Annotated in this window: 15 protein-coding genes; 12 read left to right on the forward strand and 3 right to left on the reverse strand. The window is 73.3% G+C overall.

The window, feature by feature from the left end; genetic code table 11:
• Positions 1 to 34: 34 nt before the first annotated feature.
• Positions 35 to 1,591 carry a 3-hydroxyacyl-CoA dehydrogenase gene (locus ACFVDM_RS20750; protein ID WP_383641755.1) on the forward strand — a complete coding sequence of 519 codons (1,557 nt, stop codon included), beginning with the start codon at positions 35 to 37 and terminating at the stop codon, positions 1,589 to 1,591.
• Positions 1,592 to 1,700: 109 nt separating this feature from the next.
• On the opposite strand, the gene ACFVDM_RS20755 is transcribed toward ACFVDM_RS20750, so the two are convergent.
• A complete protein-coding gene (locus ACFVDM_RS20755) occupies positions 1,701 to 2,402 on the reverse strand; it encodes a hypothetical protein (RefSeq protein ID WP_383641758.1) in 702 nt (233 codons plus the stop codon).
• A 166-nt stretch (positions 2,403 to 2,568) separates the two neighbouring features.
• Here ACFVDM_RS20755 and ACFVDM_RS20760 point away from each other — a divergent pair, with 166 nt between their 5' ends.
• Positions 2,569 to 2,961, forward strand: a complete 393-nt coding sequence (locus ACFVDM_RS20760) for a VOC family protein (RefSeq protein ID WP_383641761.1) — start codon at positions 2,569 to 2,571, stop codon at positions 2,959 to 2,961.
• 5 nt (positions 2,962 to 2,966) lie between these two features.
• On the opposite strand, the gene ACFVDM_RS20765 is transcribed toward ACFVDM_RS20760, so the two are convergent.
• Positions 2,967 to 3,662, reverse strand: a complete 696-nt coding sequence (locus ACFVDM_RS20765; RefSeq protein WP_383641764.1) for a DUF6597 domain-containing transcriptional factor — start codon at positions 3,660 to 3,662, stop codon at positions 2,967 to 2,969.
• A gap of 64 nt (positions 3,663 to 3,726) precedes the next feature.
• On the opposite strand from ACFVDM_RS20765, the gene ACFVDM_RS20770 reads away from it, so the two are divergent.
• Positions 3,727 to 4,131: a CU044_2847 family protein gene (locus ACFVDM_RS20770; protein WP_383641767.1), complete on the forward strand. Its 405-nt coding sequence runs from the start codon at positions 3,727 to 3,729 to the stop codon at positions 4,129 to 4,131.
• A 24-nt stretch (positions 4,132 to 4,155) separates the two neighbouring features.
• Here ACFVDM_RS20770 and ACFVDM_RS20775 read toward each other — a convergent pair whose 3' ends face one another.
• Complete coding sequence (locus tag ACFVDM_RS20775) at positions 4,156 to 5,280, reverse strand: YihY/virulence factor BrkB family protein (protein WP_383642424.1); 1,125 nt, start codon at positions 5,278 to 5,280, stop codon at positions 4,156 to 4,158.
• Between the two features lie 74 nt (positions 5,281 to 5,354).
• On the opposite strand from ACFVDM_RS20775, the gene ACFVDM_RS20780 reads away from it, so the two are divergent.
• The 9 genes from ACFVDM_RS20780 (at position 5,355) to cysD (ending at position 13,683) form a co-directional block, all read left to right on the forward strand.
• Positions 5,355 to 6,992 (forward strand): acyl-CoA dehydrogenase family protein, encoded by a 1,638-nt coding sequence (locus ACFVDM_RS20780; protein WP_383641770.1) that lies wholly within the window; start codon positions 5,355 to 5,357, stop codon positions 6,990 to 6,992.
• 268 nt (positions 6,993 to 7,260) lie between these two features.
• Complete coding sequence (locus tag ACFVDM_RS20785; RefSeq protein WP_383642427.1) at positions 7,261 to 8,514, forward strand: GAF domain-containing protein; 1,254 nt, start codon at positions 7,261 to 7,263, stop codon at positions 8,512 to 8,514.
• Between the two features lie 61 nt (positions 8,515 to 8,575).
• Positions 8,576 to 9,184 carry a GNAT family N-acetyltransferase gene (locus ACFVDM_RS20790; RefSeq protein WP_383641773.1) on the forward strand — a complete coding sequence of 203 codons (609 nt, stop codon included), beginning with the start codon at positions 8,576 to 8,578 and terminating at the stop codon, positions 9,182 to 9,184.
• 213 nt (positions 9,185 to 9,397) lie between these two features.
• Complete coding sequence (locus ACFVDM_RS20795) at positions 9,398 to 9,481, forward strand: putative leader peptide (RefSeq protein WP_311203059.1); 84 nt, start codon at positions 9,398 to 9,400, stop codon at positions 9,479 to 9,481.
• Positions 9,482 to 9,595: 114 nt separating this feature from the next.
• The gene (locus ACFVDM_RS20800; protein WP_383641776.1) at positions 9,596 to 11,293 is read left to right on the forward strand and encodes a nitrite/sulfite reductase; all 1,698 of its coding nucleotides are present in this window, start codon (positions 9,596 to 9,598) and stop codon (positions 11,291 to 11,293) included.
• Positions 11,290 to 11,469, forward strand: coding sequence for a hypothetical protein (locus ACFVDM_RS20805; RefSeq protein WP_383641778.1), 180 nt, complete (start codon positions 11,290 to 11,292; stop codon positions 11,467 to 11,469). Before ACFVDM_RS20800 ends, ACFVDM_RS20805 begins: the two co-directional genes overlap by 4 nt.
• A complete protein-coding gene (locus ACFVDM_RS20810) occupies positions 11,466 to 12,182 on the forward strand; it encodes a phosphoadenylyl-sulfate reductase (RefSeq protein WP_383641781.1) in 717 nt (238 codons plus the stop codon). Before ACFVDM_RS20805 ends, ACFVDM_RS20810 begins: the two co-directional genes overlap by 4 nt.
• Positions 12,182 to 12,751 carry an adenylyl-sulfate kinase gene (cysC, locus tag ACFVDM_RS20815; RefSeq protein WP_383641784.1) on the forward strand — a complete coding sequence of 190 codons (570 nt, stop codon included), beginning with the start codon at positions 12,182 to 12,184 and terminating at the stop codon, positions 12,749 to 12,751. The genes ACFVDM_RS20810 and cysC overlap by 1 nt, the downstream gene beginning before the upstream one ends.
• On the forward strand, positions 12,748 to 13,683 hold the full coding sequence (cysD, locus tag ACFVDM_RS20820) for a sulfate adenylyltransferase subunit CysD (RefSeq protein ID WP_383641787.1): 936 nt from the start codon (positions 12,748 to 12,750) through the stop codon (positions 13,681 to 13,683). Before cysC ends, cysD begins: the two co-directional genes overlap by 4 nt.
• Positions 13,684 to 13,685: the final 2 nt, after the last annotated feature.

Below are 13,685 nucleotides of genomic sequence, written 5' to 3' on the forward strand. Positions count from 1 at the left end.
CGGCACCCCGCCCCTCGAAAGGACCGTGACCCGCATGCGTATCAGGATCGTCGGCGCCGGAGCCATGGGGCGGGGCATCGCCCAGTGGGCCGCCGCGGCCGGACACACCGTCGAACTGGCCGATGTCCGCGCGGAGGCGGTGACCGACGCGGTCGCGTTCGTCCGCTCGATGCTCGGCCGGGCCGTGGAGAAGGGCCGGATGTCCGCCGGGGACGCGGCGGAGGCGGTGGGCCGGATCGTCCCGCTGGACGATCCGTGGGCGGCCGGACCCGAGGTGGACCTCGTCGTCGAGGCCGTGCGCGAGGACCTGGAGACCAAGGCGGAGGTCTTCGGCCGGCTGGAGCGGGTGCTGCCCGCCTCCACGGTGCTGGCGACCAACACCTCCTCGATCCCGGTCACCCGGATCGCGGCCACGCTGAAGGACCCGACGCGCCTGGCCGGGCTGCACTTCTTCAACCCGGTGCCGCTGATGCGGATCGTCGAGGTGGTCCCCGGCGCCACCACCCGGCCGGACATCCCGCCGATGCTGACCGCTCTGGTGGAGAGCTGCGGGCACCGCGCGGTGACGGTCGCCGACACCCCCGGTTTCCTCGTCAACCACGCCGGGCGCGGTCTGGTGACGGAGGCGCTGGCGCTGCTGGAGGAGCGGGTCGCCGGCCCCGCGGACATCGACCGGGTGGCCCGCGACGTACTGGGGCTGCGGATGGGCCCCTTCGAGCTGATGGACCTCACCGGACTCGATGTGACCGCCGCGGTCATCGACTCCATCTGGGAGGGCTTCCGGTACGAGGACCGGCTCCGCCCCTCCGCCCTGACCCCGAACCGGGTGGCCGCCGGACTGCACGGCCGCAAGACGGGGCAGGGCTGGTTCGCGTACGGTCCCGGGGCCGCCGGGCCCGCCCCTGAGGCCCCGGTGACCGGCGATGCGGACCGGCCGGTCCTGGTGGTGGCCGCCTCGCCGTCCGGTGAAACGGACGCGGCGGCGCTGCGCGCGGCGCTGGCCTCGGCGGGCGCCCGGGTCGAGGACGGCCCGGAACCGCCGGAGGGCGCGCTGGTCGTCGTCCCGGTGTGGGGCACGACGGTCGCCTCGGCCGTCGCGGAGCTGGGGCTGCCCGCCGGGCGCACCTTCGGGGTGGACCCGCTGCCGGCGGCCGGGCGGCGCCGGGTGCTGGCCGTGACACCGGCGGCCGGGGCGGGCGCGGCACGGGACGCGCGGGCGGTGCTGGCGCGGGCGGCGGACGGCGGGGAGCCGTTCGCGGTGTCGGTGGTGCGGGACACGGCGGGCTCGGTCGCGCAGCGGCTCCTCGCGTCGATCGTGTCCGTCGCCGCGTCGATCGCCGAACGCGGGCCCGCCGCACCGGCCGAGATCGATCTGGCGGTCACCGCCGGACTGGGCTATCCGCTGGGCCCGCTGGCCTGGGGCGACCGGATCGGCGCGGCCCGGATGCTGGAGCTCCACCGGGCGCTGCACGCCACGACGGGCGATCCGCGCCACCGCCCGACCCGCTGGGTCACCGAACGCGCCGCACTCGGCCTGGCCCTGACGGACCCGGGCACCTCGCCCGGGGACTGCCTGGACGCGGAGGCGTAGGAGCGCGGCGGGTCGGTCTCGGCCGCACCGCGTCACCTGCCGAGGTGGACCGTGCCCCGGAGCACGGCCGCCGCCCCGGTGAGCGGACCGGACACGGCGGTGCCCCCGGTCACAGCGGCCCCGTGCGCGGCAGGGAGACCCGGCTGTGCGTGGCGTCGCCGGGGCGCTCGCGGTCGTACAGCACGAGGGTGCGCCGCCCCAGCGCGGCCCGGGGGACGACCGCGGGGAAGGCGCGGCGCACCCCGTCCGCGTCGGTGAAGCGGGCCTCGACCCGGCCCCGGTGGCGGCCCGTACGCTCCCAGCCGTGCAGTTCGGCCTCCGCCGTGGCCAGCCGGCCGCGCAGCCGCAGTCGCAGCCGGTGCGGCCCGTTGGTCCTGCGCAGACTGCTCACGGCGCCCGCGACGGCGGTCAGGGCGAAGAGCGCGGCGGCGGTGTGGGAGACGGTGATCCAGTCGGACACGGTGAGCCGGTCCACGAGCCAGCCGGCGGACGCGTCGGCGCGCAGCTCGCCCCGGTCCACGGCCGTCCGCCACCCCGCGCCGAACGCGAGGGCGGCCAGGGTCAGGGCCGCGCCGGGCGCCGCCCGGTGCAGGAAGCGCCGTGCCAGCAGCGCCAGGGCGGCCACGACGAGCGCGCCCAGGAAGGGGGCACCGCCCGCGAGGTCGTCGGTGGCGCACTCGGAGGCGTCGCAGGACCAGCGGACCCGGGCGCTCTCGGCGGAGCTGACGTGGAAGAGCATCCAGACCTGCCAGGCCAGCAGCGCGCAGGCCACCGCCAGTGATCCCCGCGCGAGGACCCGTCCGCGTGTCATGTCTCTCGACCTCCCCACCCGTGAACCTATGTCACGCCCGCGTCCCCGGACACGGCGGGAGGCCGCATCGTCCCAGGTGGGGAGAGCGTTCGGGCGGAGAGGGACGGGGAAGGACACGGCCGATTCCTTCAAGACCCGACGGGGCGTGCGGTCCTACGGTCGTGGCATGACTCCACGACTCGACGCCATCGGCATCGTCACCACTGACCTGGCGGCCTCGCTCGCCTTCTACCGCAGGCTCGGACTCGACATCCCGGACGGGGCGGAATCGGCACCCCATGTCGAGGTGACGCTCCCGGGCGGACAGCGCCTGCTGTGGGACACCGAGGACGTCGTCCGCTCCTTCGACCCCCACTGGGCCCCCGGACGGGGCGCGGAACGGCTCGGTCTCGCCTTCCTCTGCGACAGTCCCGCCGAGGTCGACTCCGTGTACGAGGAGTTGACCGGGGCCGGGTACCAGGGACATCTGAAGCCGTGGGACGCGGTGTGGGGGCAGCGGTACGCGGTGGTCCTCGACCCGGACGGCTGCGGGGTGTCGCTGTTCGCCCCGGCGGGCTGACCGGCTCAGGCACCGTCCAGGTACGCGGTCAGGGTGGTGCCGGCCAGGGCGCGCATCTCCCTGGCCAGGTGTGCCTGGTCGGCGCAGCCCGCCGCGACGGCCGCGTGCGCGTACGGCGTTCCGGCGCGGACCAGGGCCAGGGCCCGTTGCAGGCGGAGCACCCGGGCGAGCGTCTTGGGGCCGTAGCCGAACGCCTCCAGGGAGCGGCGGTGCAGCTGCCGGGCGCCCAGGCCGGCGAGCCGGGCGGTGTCGGCGACGCTGCGGCCGGCGTCGAGCCGGGCGGCTACGGAGCGCATCAGCGGGTCGGGCGGTGCGGTGCGGGCGGCCCGGTGCAGGGCGATGTCCTCCAGGGTGGTCGCGGGGTCGGCGGCCGAGGCGACGCGTTCGGTCAGCTCCCGGACCCGGGCCCCTGGCCACAGCGCGTCCAGCGCGACCCGCCGGTCGCGCAGTTCGTGCGCCGGTACGCCGAGCAGGGCGGGGGCCGTGCCGGGGGCGAAGCGGACGCCCGCGAAGGTGCCCCCGGTCGCGGCCGGCGTCTGGGCCCGGGTGTCCGGACCGGCCACGAGGAGCCGGCCGCCGATCCACAGCAGGTCCATGCAGCCGTCGGGCAGCACCGGGCGGGACGCCCCCGGGGGCAGGGTCAGGGTCCAGAGCAGGGCGCCCTCCAGCCTCGACGCGCGCTCTTCGTAGGAGTGGCCCATGCCACTAGTCTCGGGGACGCAGGATGGGGCACGCACACGCGGTATCGGCATCCCGGGGGCGTTCATGGCGTCGATGATGGAGTTCACCACGGAGAGCGGCGCGACGGTGACGGTGGAGGTGGACCGGCATGTGCCCGGTGCCCGGCTGGTCGCGCGGGACGGGCATTCACTGGCGCGGGCCGGGCGCACCTTCGACAGCGCCCTCCAGGGCATCCGCTCGGCGGCCGAGTCGGCGCTCGCCGTGTTCCGTGACGGGACGCTGAAGCCGGACGGGGTGGAGCTGGAGTTCGGGGTGAAGATCACCTCGGAGGCCGGAGCGGTGATCGCGAAGAGCGCGATGGAGGGCCATCTCGTGGTCAAGCTGTCGTGGTCCCCGGGCTCCCAGCCGGCGCCTCCCGCGCCGCCGGCGCCCCCGCCCGCCGTACCGGCGCAGGCGCCGGTCCCGCCCGTTCCCCCGCCGGCCGGCTGACGGGTCCGCCGGCCGGGTCGCCGCTCACTCCCCGGGCGGCCGGGGGTGCGGGTTCTCCGTCCGGTCGGGCTCCTTCTCCTTCTCGCGGCTCGGCTGGAGCCGGGACTTCACGTCGTCCGGCGGCAGGAACCGCGACCACCGCTCCGGGAACTCGGACGGCATGTACGGCAGGTCGCCGTCCTCGATGTCGTCGTCCGGGCCCGGGTCCCCGTGCTCCGCCTGGGTCCGGGCCACGAACTCGGCCGCCTGGGCGACGCGCGCCCGGTCGCTCGCGGCGCGGGCCGCGGCGGTCGCCACCGACGGCCAGACGCGGTCGATGGCGGCGTTCACGGCGGCGCCCACCAGGACCGCGAAGGCGGAGATGCCGATCCACAGGAGCACGGCGATCGGGGCCGCCAGCGAGCCGTAGATCGTGGGTCCCTCGACTGTACTGGTGAGGTAGATCCGCAGCAGGAAGCTGCCGAGCACCCACATCGTCAGGGCCACCAGGGCGCCCGGGGTGTCCTCGATCCACGGCGAGCGGACCGGGACGGACACGTGGTAGAGGGTCGTCAGGAAGGCGATCGACAGCACGATCACCAGCGGCCAGTACAGGACGCTTATGACCTCGGTGCCCCAGGGGATCAGCTCCACCACCCGGTCCGGGCCGACGACGAGCAGCGGCAGCACCACCGCGCCGAGCAGCAGCGCCACCACGTACAGCAGGAAGGCGAGCATCCGCGTCTTGACGATGCCGCGGTGCCCGTCGAGTCCGTACATCACGGTGATCGTGTCGATGAAGACGTTGACCGCGCGCGAGCCGGACCACAGGGCGATGGCGAAACCGATGGAGATGACGTCGGGACGGGCCCCGGTCGTGACGTCCGCGAGCAGCGGTTTGGCGAAGTCGTTGACGCCGCGCTCGGAGAGCACCGTCTGGGCGGCGCTGAGGATGTTGCGTTCGATGGAGGCGACCGTGGTGGTGCTGGTCCACTCGTCGACGTATCCGAGCAGGCCGATCAGGCCGAGCAGCAGCGGCGGCAGGGACAGCAGGGTGAAGAACGCCGCCTCGGCGGCGAGCCCCAGGATGCGGTACTCCATGCACGAGTTGACGGTGTCCTTGAGCAGCTGCCAGGCCATGTGCCGCTTGGACACGTTGCGGTAGAGCACTCTGGCCCGGTGGAGCCGGCCCGTCGGCCGCTCGGGTGTTTCATTTGCTGCCTGCACGTCCTTACCGTATCGGCATGGCAGCCAGCACCCACACCGTGTCCAATCAGCCCCCGCCGCTCCTCGGCTACGACGTCTTCGCGGCGGACCGGGTGCTCGTCGAGGCGGTGGAGCGGCACCTTCCGGAGGATCTGCTCGGACCGGCCCGGACGGCCCTGGGCGAACTGGGCCGGGCGGCCGGTTCCGCCCAGGCCGCGCGGTGGGCCGAGCGGGCCGACGCGTACCCGCCGAGGCTGCGCACGCACGACCGCTACGGGCACCGGATCGACGAGGTGGAGTTCGACCCGGCCTGGCACCGGCTGCTCGGCCACGCGGTCGGCGCGGGTCTGACGGACGCCTGGGACGTGCCGGGCGGGCATGTGCGCCGGGCCGCGGGGTTCCTGGTGTGGACGCAGGCCGAGGCCGGGCACGGCTGTCCGGTCTCGATGACGCACGCCGCGGTCCCGGCGCTGCGGACCGAGCCGGAGCTGGCGGCCGTCTGGGAGCCGCTGCTGACCTCGCACGTGTACGAGGAGGGGCTGCGCCCCGTCGGGCTCAAGGCCGGGGCGCTCCTGGGGATGGGCATGACGGAGAAGCAGGGCGGCACGGACGTGCGGGCGAACACGACCCGCGCCGAGCCGCTGTCCGGCGAGGGCGAGTACCTGCTGACCGGGCACAAGTGGTTCTGCTCGGCGCCGATGTCCGACGGGTTCCTGGTGCTGGCGCAGGCCCCGGGCGGGCCGACCTGCTTCCTGCTCCCCCGGGTGCTCCCGGACGGCAGTCGCAACCCCTTCGCGATCCAGCGGCTCAAGGACAAGCTGGGCAACCGGTCCAACGCCTCGGCCGAGGTCGAGTTCGACGGGACGTGGGCCCGGCGGATCGGCGAGGAGGGGCGCGGGGTCCGGGCGATCATCGGCATGGTGGCGGCGACCCGGCTGGACTGTGTGACCGGTTCGGCGGCGCTGATGCGGCAGGCGGTGGCCCAGGCCGTCCACCACACCACCTACCGGCACGCCTTCGGGGGGCCGCTGGCCGGCAAACCGCTGATGCGCAACGTGCTGGCCGATCTGGCGGTGGAGTCGGAGGCGGCGACGGTGCTGGCGCTGCGGCTGGCGGCGGCGTACGACGCCGGGTCCGCGGCCGAGACGGCGTTCCTGCGGCTCGCGGTGCCGGTGGCGAAGTACTGGGTGACCAAGCGGTGCACGCCGCTGGTGGCCGAGGCCCTGGAGTGCCTGGGCGGCAACGGCTATGTGGAGGAGTCGGGGATGCCCCGGCTGCTGCGCGAGGCGCCGCTCAACTCGATCTGGGAGGGCTCGGGCAATGTGCAGGCGCTCGACGCGCTGCGGGCGCTCCAGCGGGAGCCGGCCGCGCTGAACGCCTTCCTCCAGGAGGTGGGGCGGGCGCGGGGCGCCGACCACCGGCTGGACCGGGCGATCCGGGAGCTGCTGACGGAGCTGGCCGATCTGGAGGGGATCGAGGCGCGGGCCCGACGGCTCGCGGAGCGGATGGCGCTGGTCCTTCAGGGCTCGCTGCTGGTGCGCTGGGCTCCGCCGGAGGTGGCCGACGCGTTCTGCGCGTCGCGGCTGGGCGGGGACGGGGGCGGGGCCTTCGGGACGCTGCCGCACACGCTGGACCTGGCGGCGGTGGTGGCACGGGCCAGGGCCGTGGAGCACTGATCCGGCGGCGGGTACGGCAACAGGGGGTGGTGCTGCGCCGACACGGCACCACCCCCCATGCAGTACACACCGACCGTAAGGGCCGAAACCCCGCCGTGCGGTGTACTTCCACTCTTGTACGGTCGGGGGGACGTCGCCAGAGTTGCAGAGGGTTGCAACCATTGTGTGGAGTTGCGGCGCACAGGTCCGCGTACCGGCAGGATGGGGCGGCCCGCACGTTCCGCCCCCTTAGGGAGATACCGACGTGGAGACAGGCCCTGTCGAGGTGATGCCGCCGGCTGTCCAGGTGTCCGGCCAGGACCCGCGGCTCCACCGGGCGCGCGAGGCGCGGCTGGAGGGCGGCCGGATGCGGGTGCGCCCGCGTGCGGAGATCGGGGCCTCCTGGGACCGGGTGCTGCGCAGTGGCATCGATCCCGAGCAGTCCACCCAGAGCGAGCTGCTGGAGCAGGAGGAGATCGAGCACCGGCGGCGCAGCTCCGCGCTGGGCGAGGTGATGCCGCTGCTGAGCGACGGCCTGGTGAGCATCGCGGACGTCTCGCGGCAGATCATGGTGGTGACCGACGCGGAGGGCCGGGTGCTCTGGCGCCAGGGCAACACGGGCGTGCTGCGGCGGGCCGACGCCATCTGTCTGGCCGAGGGCGCTGCCTGGTCGGAGGAGACCACCGGCACCAACGCGATCGGCACCTCGCTGGCCTCGCGCGCCCCGGTCCAGGTGCACTCCGCCGAGCACTTCGTGCGCAGCCTGCACGGCTGGACGTGCGCGGCGGCCCCGGTGCGCGACCCCCGGGACGGCCGGCTGATGGGGATCGTCGACATCAGCGGTCCGGCGAGCACCTTCCATCCGGCGACGCTGGCCCTGGTGGGGTCGGTGGCGCGGCTGGCCGAGAGCGAGATCAGGAACCGCCATCTCCAGTCGATCGACCGGCTGCGGTCGGTGGCGGCGCCGATGCTCTGCCGGCTGGGCGGGCGGGCGCTGGCGGTGGACGCCCACGGCTGGCTGGCCGCGGTGACCGGGATGCCGCCGATGGAGCGGCTGCCGCTGCCCAAATCGCTGCGGCCGGGGCGGGTCTGGCTGCCGTCGCTGGGGATGTGCCGGGTGGAGCCGCTGCCGGGCGGCTGGCTGGTGCAGGTGGCGGACGGGACGCTGGACAGCCCGCCGCGCCGGGTGGTGCTGGATCTGAGCATGCCGCAGGCGCTCGCGGCGCATGTGGTCTCCCCGGTGGGGACGTGGACGCAGCGGCTCTCGCCGCGCCATGCCGAGCTGCTGTACGCGCTGGCGCTGCACCGGGAGGGGCGTACGGCGTCGGAGCTGGCGGAGGACCTGTTCGGCGATCCGACCCGGACGGTGACGGTCCGGGCGGAGATCTCCCGGCTGCGGCGCCATCTCGCGGAGGTGCTGGCGCACCGCCCGTACCGTTTCGGCGAGGGGGTCGAGGTGGAGGTGGTGCGTCCGGCGGACCCGGTCGATCTGCTGCCTCGGTCCAAGGCGCCGGTGGTGGCGGCGGCGCGCGAGGCGTCCTGAGACGGTGTTCACGCAGGTCCCGGCTTGGGCCGGGCGCGCGGGGCATGGTTGTCTGGCGGGTATGAGCACATCCGAACCCGTGTCCGGTCCCGCCCTGGCCGAGGTGACCGTCTGGTCGCTGGAGCAGACCTCCCCCGACGATCTGCGGCCGTCCGCCGAACCGGAGGGCGCGGTGCGGATCGTCCGTTCCGAGGTGCCGCTGCCCGAGTTCAGCCGCTTCCTCTATACGGCGGTCGGCGGAGACGTCCGGTGGACGGACCGCCTGCCGATGACGTACGCGCAGTGGCGGGAGGTGCTGGAGCGGCCCGGCGCGGAGACCTGGGTGGCCTATGTCGACGGCACCCCGGCCGGGTACATCGAGCTGGACCCGCAGGACGACGGGGTCGTGGAGATCATGTACTTCGGTCTGATCCCGGCGTTCCGGGGCCGGAGGATCGGCGGGCATCTGCTGTCGTACGGGACGGCGCGGGCGTGGGACCTGGCGGAGCGGTGGCCGCAGCGGCCGGCGACGAAGCGGGTCTGGGTGCACACCTGCTCCAAGGACGGTCCGCACGCGCTGGCGAACTACGAGCGGCGCGGCTTCCGGCTCTTCGACACCGCGACGGAGCGGGAGCCCGACGTGGCGACCCCCGGACCGTGGCCGGAGGCCGGCCCGACGTCCCGTTCCTGAACGCTTGAGAATTCCTCGCGGGAGCACGTTCCCGAATTCCTCGCGGGAGCGTCTCGCGTACGAAAGAAATGCACACGGTTGTCCGGTTTTCCGGGGGACCCGGCGCCCGTCACCGAAGTGACGGGCGCCACAACGTCTCACCTGTCGGGACTCTCGCGTCCACATTGCGGATAGTAGTGGACTGGCCCGAGATTCGCGTGACACGCTTCCGTCATGTCTGGAACTGGAATTGCCTTGGTGAGTCGGCGTCACGTCGACCTCGGCCGCGTGTCCAGCGCCATCTGTCCGGCGAGCTGAGAGTCCCAGCACCGCCGCGATCCCCCTTTTCTCTGCAACCCCTGCGCACCGCCGCGCCTCACGCGAGTGTGCAGTTCAGAGCCGCCCTCCTGCAGTCCCGAAGGACGTACTGTCATGGCCGCTACCCCGGAACAGCCTGCGCCCGCCGCACCCCGCCGCAAGGCGGGACGCCACCGCGGCGAAGGTCAGTGGGCCCTGGGGCACTACACCCCGCTGAACGGCAATGAGCAGTTCAAGAAGGACGACGACAGTCTCAATGTGCGGACACGCATTGAGACGATCTACTCCAAGCGCGGGTTCGACTCCATCGACCCCAACGACCTTCGCGGACGCATGCGTTGGTGGGGTCTGTACACCCAGCGCCGGGCCGGGATCGACGGTGGCAAGACCGCGGTCCTGGAGCCCGAGGAGCTGGAGGACTCGTACTTCATGATGCGGGTGCGCATCGACGGCGGGAAGCTGACCACCGAGCAGCTGCGCGTCATCGGCGAGATCTCGCAGGAGTACGCCCGGGGCAGCGCGGACATCACCGACCGGCAGAACGTCCAGATGCACTGGATCCGCATCGAGGACGTCCCGGCGATCTGGGAGAAGCTGGAGGCCGTCGGGCTCTCCACCACCGAGGCCTGCGGGGACTGCCCGCGTACGATGATCGGCTCCCCGGTCGCCGGCATCGCCGCCGACGAGATCATCGACGGCACCCCGGCACTGGAGGAGATCCACCGCCGCTACATCGGCAGCCCCGAATTCTCCAACCTGCCCCGCAAGTTCAAGACGGCGATCTCCGGATCGCCGGTCCAGGACGTGGTGCACGAGATCAACGACATCGCCTTCGTCGGCGTGGACCACCCCGAGCACGGGCCCGGCTTCGACCTCTGGGTCGGCGGCGGGCTGTCCACCAACCCGCGTCTGGCCGAACGCCTGGGCGCCTGGGTGCCGTTGGACGAGGTCGCGGACGTCTGGGCCGGGGTCGTGGGGATCTTCCGGGACTACGGCTACCGCCGGCTGCGCAACCGGGCCCGGCTGAAGTTCCTGGTCGCCGACTGGGGCGTCGCCAGGTTCCGCCAGGTGCTGGAGGACGAGTACCTCAAGCGGCCGATGCTGGACGGCCCGGCGCCCGCCGAGCCCAGCAGCCGCTGGCGCGACCACATCGGCGTCCACCCCCAGCAGGACGGCCGCTTCTACGTGGGCTTCGCCCCTCGCGTGGGACGGGTGGACGGCTCCACGCTCGCCAAGATCGCCGATCTGGCCGAGGCGCACGGCTCCGGCCGGGTGCGCACCACCGTCGAGCAGAAGATGATCGTGCTCGACGTGGAGGCCGATCGGGTCGAGTCGCTGTCCGCCGGACTGGAGGCGCTGGGCTTCCAGGTCAAGCCGTCCACGTTCCGCCGCGGCACGATGGCCTGCACCGGCATCGAGTACTGCAAGCTGGCCATCGTCGAGACGAAGGGGCGCGGCGCGTCCCTGATCGAGGAACTGGAGCGCCGCCTCCCGGACTTCGACGAGCCGCTGACCATCAACATCAACGGCTGCCCGAACGCCTGCGCCCGGATCCAGACCGCGGACATCGGCCTGAAGGGCCAGCTGATGCTGGACGACGAGGGCAACCAGGTGGAGGGCTACCAGGTGCACCTGGGCGGGGCCCTCGGGCTGGACGCCGGCTTCGGCCGCAAGGTCCGCGGCCTCAAGGTCACCTCGGACGAACTGCCGGACTACGTCGAGCGGGTGCTCGGGAAGTTCCAGGAGGAGCGCGAGGAGGGCGAGCGCTTCGCGACCTGGGCGGCTCGGGCCAGTGCGGAGTCCCTGTCATGAGCGGACGGGCCGCGCCGTTCCACTGCCCCTACTGCGGCGACGAGGACCTGCGCCCCCACGAGGCGGGGCACGGGGCCTGGGAATGCGCCTCCTGCAACCGGGCGTTCCAGCTGAAGTTCCTGGGCCTGCTGACCCGGGGACTGGCGCGCGACGACGTGGAAGGGGACGGGATATGACGGACAGTCTGCCGGCCGGGGACCGCACCGACGCCGAGCTGAGGGAGCTGGCCGAGAAGGCCGGCCGGGAGCTGGAGGACGCCTCCGCGCTCGCCATCCTCACCTGGGCCGCGGAGACCTTCGGCACGCGCTTCTGCGTCACCTCGTCGATGGAGGACGCCGTCGTCGCCCACCTCGCCTCCCGGGCCATGCCCGGCGTGGACGTGGTCTTCCTGGACACCGGCTACCACTTCGAGGAGACCATCGGCACCCGTGACGCGGTCGAGGCCGTGATGGACGTCAACGTCATCACGCTGACCCCGCGCCGGTCGGTGGCCGAGCAGGACGCCGAGTACGGCCCCCGGCTGCACGACCGCGACCCGGACCTGTGCTGCAAGCTGCGCAAGGTGCAGCCGCTCCGGGAGGGCCTGACCGACTACACCGCGTGGGCCACCGGGCTGCGCCGCGACGAGTCCCCCACCCGGGCGAACACCCCGGTGGTCGGCTGGGACGAGAAGCGGCGGAAGGTCAAGATCTCGCCGATCGCCCGCTGGACCCAGGACGACGTGGACGCCTACGTCACCGAGCACGGGGTGCTCACCAACCCGCTGCTGATGGACGGCTACGCGTCGGTGGGCTGCGCCCCCTGCACCCGGCGGGTGCGGGAGGGCGAGGACGCCCGCGCCGGCCGCTGGGCCGGGCGCGGCAAGACCGAGTGCGGGCTGCACGACTGATGACGACGGAGCAGGAGAATTCGATGAGCGTGACGGAGACGGGAGCCACCGTCTGGCTGACCGGTCTGCCGAGCGCGGGCAAGACCACCATCGCGTACGAACTCGCCGCGCGGCTGCGCGGCGAGGGACACCGGGTGGAGGTCCTCGACGGGGACGAGATCCGCGAGTTCCTCTCGGCGGGGCTCGGCTTCTCCCGCGAGGACCGGCACACCAACGTCCAGCGGATCGGCTTCGTCGCCGAACTGCTGGCGGCCAACGGCGTGAAGGTGCTGGTCCCGGTCATCGCCCCGTACGCGGACAGCCGTGACGCGGTCCGCAAGCGCCACCTGGCCGAGGGCACCCCGTATCTGGAGGTGCACGTCGCCACTCCGGTCGAGGTCTGCTCGGAGCGGGACGTGAAGGGCCTCTACGCCAAGCAGGCGGCGGGCGAGATCAGCGGGCTGACCGGGGTGGACGACCCCTACGAGGCGCCCGAGGCGCCCGACCTGCGGATCGAGTCGCACCGTCAGACCGTGCAGGAGTCCGCGGCGGAGCTGTACGCGCTGCTGAGCGAGAGGGGTGCAGCGTGACGACCGTCGCGACTGTGTCGGAGGGCACCGACAATCCGTACGCACTCAGCCACCTGGACTCCCTGGAGTCCGAGGCGGTGCACATCTTCCGCGAGGTGGCGGGCGAGTTCGAGCGGCCGGTGATCCTGTTCTCCGGCGGCAAGGACTCGATCCTGATGCTGCATCTGGCGCTCAAGGCGTTCGCACCCGCGCCGGTGCCGTTCGCGCTGCTGCACGTGGACACCGGGCACAACTTCCCCGAGGTGCTGGCCTACCGCGACCGCACGGTCGCCGAGCACGGGCTGCGGCTCCACGTGGCCTCCGTCCAGGAGTACATCGACGCCGGGAAGCTCCGCGAGCGCCCCGACGGCACCCGCAACCCGCTGCAGACGGTTCCGCTGACCGAGGCGATCCAGCAGCACCGCTTCGACGCGGTCTTCGGCGGCGGGCGCCGCGACGAGGAGAAGGCGCGCGCCAAGGAGCGGGTCTTCTCGCTGCGCGACGAGTTCTCGCAGTGGGACCCGCGCCGCCAGCGCCCCGAGCTGTGGCAGCTGTACAACGGCCGGCACGCCGCCGGTGAGCACGTCCGGGTCTTCCCCATCTCCAACTGGACCGAGCTGGACGTCTGGCAGTACATCGCCCGCGAGGGCATCGAGCTGCCGGAGATCTACTTCGCGCACGAGCGCGAGGTCTTCAACCGCTCGGGCATGTGGCTGACCGCGGGCGACTGGGGCGGCCCCCGGGAGAACGAGCGCACCGAGACCCGCCAGGTGCGCTACCGCACGGTGGGCGACATGTCCTGCACGGGCGCCGTGGACTCCGACGCCACCACCCTGGACGCCGTGATCGCCGAGATCGCCGCCTCCCGCCTCACCGAGCGGGGCGCGACCCGCGCCGACGACAAGATGTCCGAGGCCGCGATGGAAGACCGCAAGCGCGAGGGGTACTTCTAACC

The sequence above is a fragment of the Streptomyces sp. NPDC057682 genome, from assembly GCF_042799575.1.
Lineage (GTDB): Bacteria > Actinomycetota > Actinomycetes > Streptomycetales > Streptomycetaceae > Streptomyces.

Coding starts and splice junctions, on each gene's coding strand:
- ACFVDM_RS20750 (WP_383641755.1), top strand. CDS start 35: ATGCGTATCAGGATCGTCGGCGCCGGAGCCATGGGGCGGGGCATCGCC.
- ACFVDM_RS20755 (WP_383641758.1), bottom strand. CDS start 2,402: ATGACACGCGGACGGGTCCTCGCGCGGGGATCACTGGCGGTGGCCTGC.
- ACFVDM_RS20760 (WP_383641761.1), top strand. CDS start 2,569: ATGACTCCACGACTCGACGCCATCGGCATCGTCACCACTGACCTGGCG.
- ACFVDM_RS20765 (WP_383641764.1), bottom strand. CDS start 3,662: ATGGGCCACTCCTACGAAGAGCGCGCGTCGAGGCTGGAGGGCGCCCTG.
- ACFVDM_RS20770 (WP_383641767.1), top strand. CDS start 3,727: ATGGCGTCGATGATGGAGTTCACCACGGAGAGCGGCGCGACGGTGACG.
- ACFVDM_RS20780 (WP_383641770.1), top strand. CDS start 5,355: ATGGCAGCCAGCACCCACACCGTGTCCAATCAGCCCCCGCCGCTCCTC.
- ACFVDM_RS20785 (WP_383642427.1), top strand. CDS start 7,261: ATGCCGCCGGCTGTCCAGGTGTCCGGCCAGGACCCGCGGCTCCACCGG.
- ACFVDM_RS20790 (WP_383641773.1), top strand. CDS start 8,576: ATGAGCACATCCGAACCCGTGTCCGGTCCCGCCCTGGCCGAGGTGACC.
- ACFVDM_RS20795 (WP_311203059.1), top strand. CDS start 9,398: ATGTCTGGAACTGGAATTGCCTTGGTGAGTCGGCGTCACGTCGACCTC.
- ACFVDM_RS20800 (WP_383641776.1), top strand. CDS start 9,596: ATGGCCGCTACCCCGGAACAGCCTGCGCCCGCCGCACCCCGCCGCAAG.
- ACFVDM_RS20805 (WP_383641778.1), top strand. CDS start 11,290: ATGAGCGGACGGGCCGCGCCGTTCCACTGCCCCTACTGCGGCGACGAG.
- ACFVDM_RS20810 (WP_383641781.1), top strand. CDS start 11,466: ATGACGGACAGTCTGCCGGCCGGGGACCGCACCGACGCCGAGCTGAGG.
- cysC (WP_383641784.1), top strand. CDS start 12,182: ATGACGACGGAGCAGGAGAATTCGATGAGCGTGACGGAGACGGGAGCC.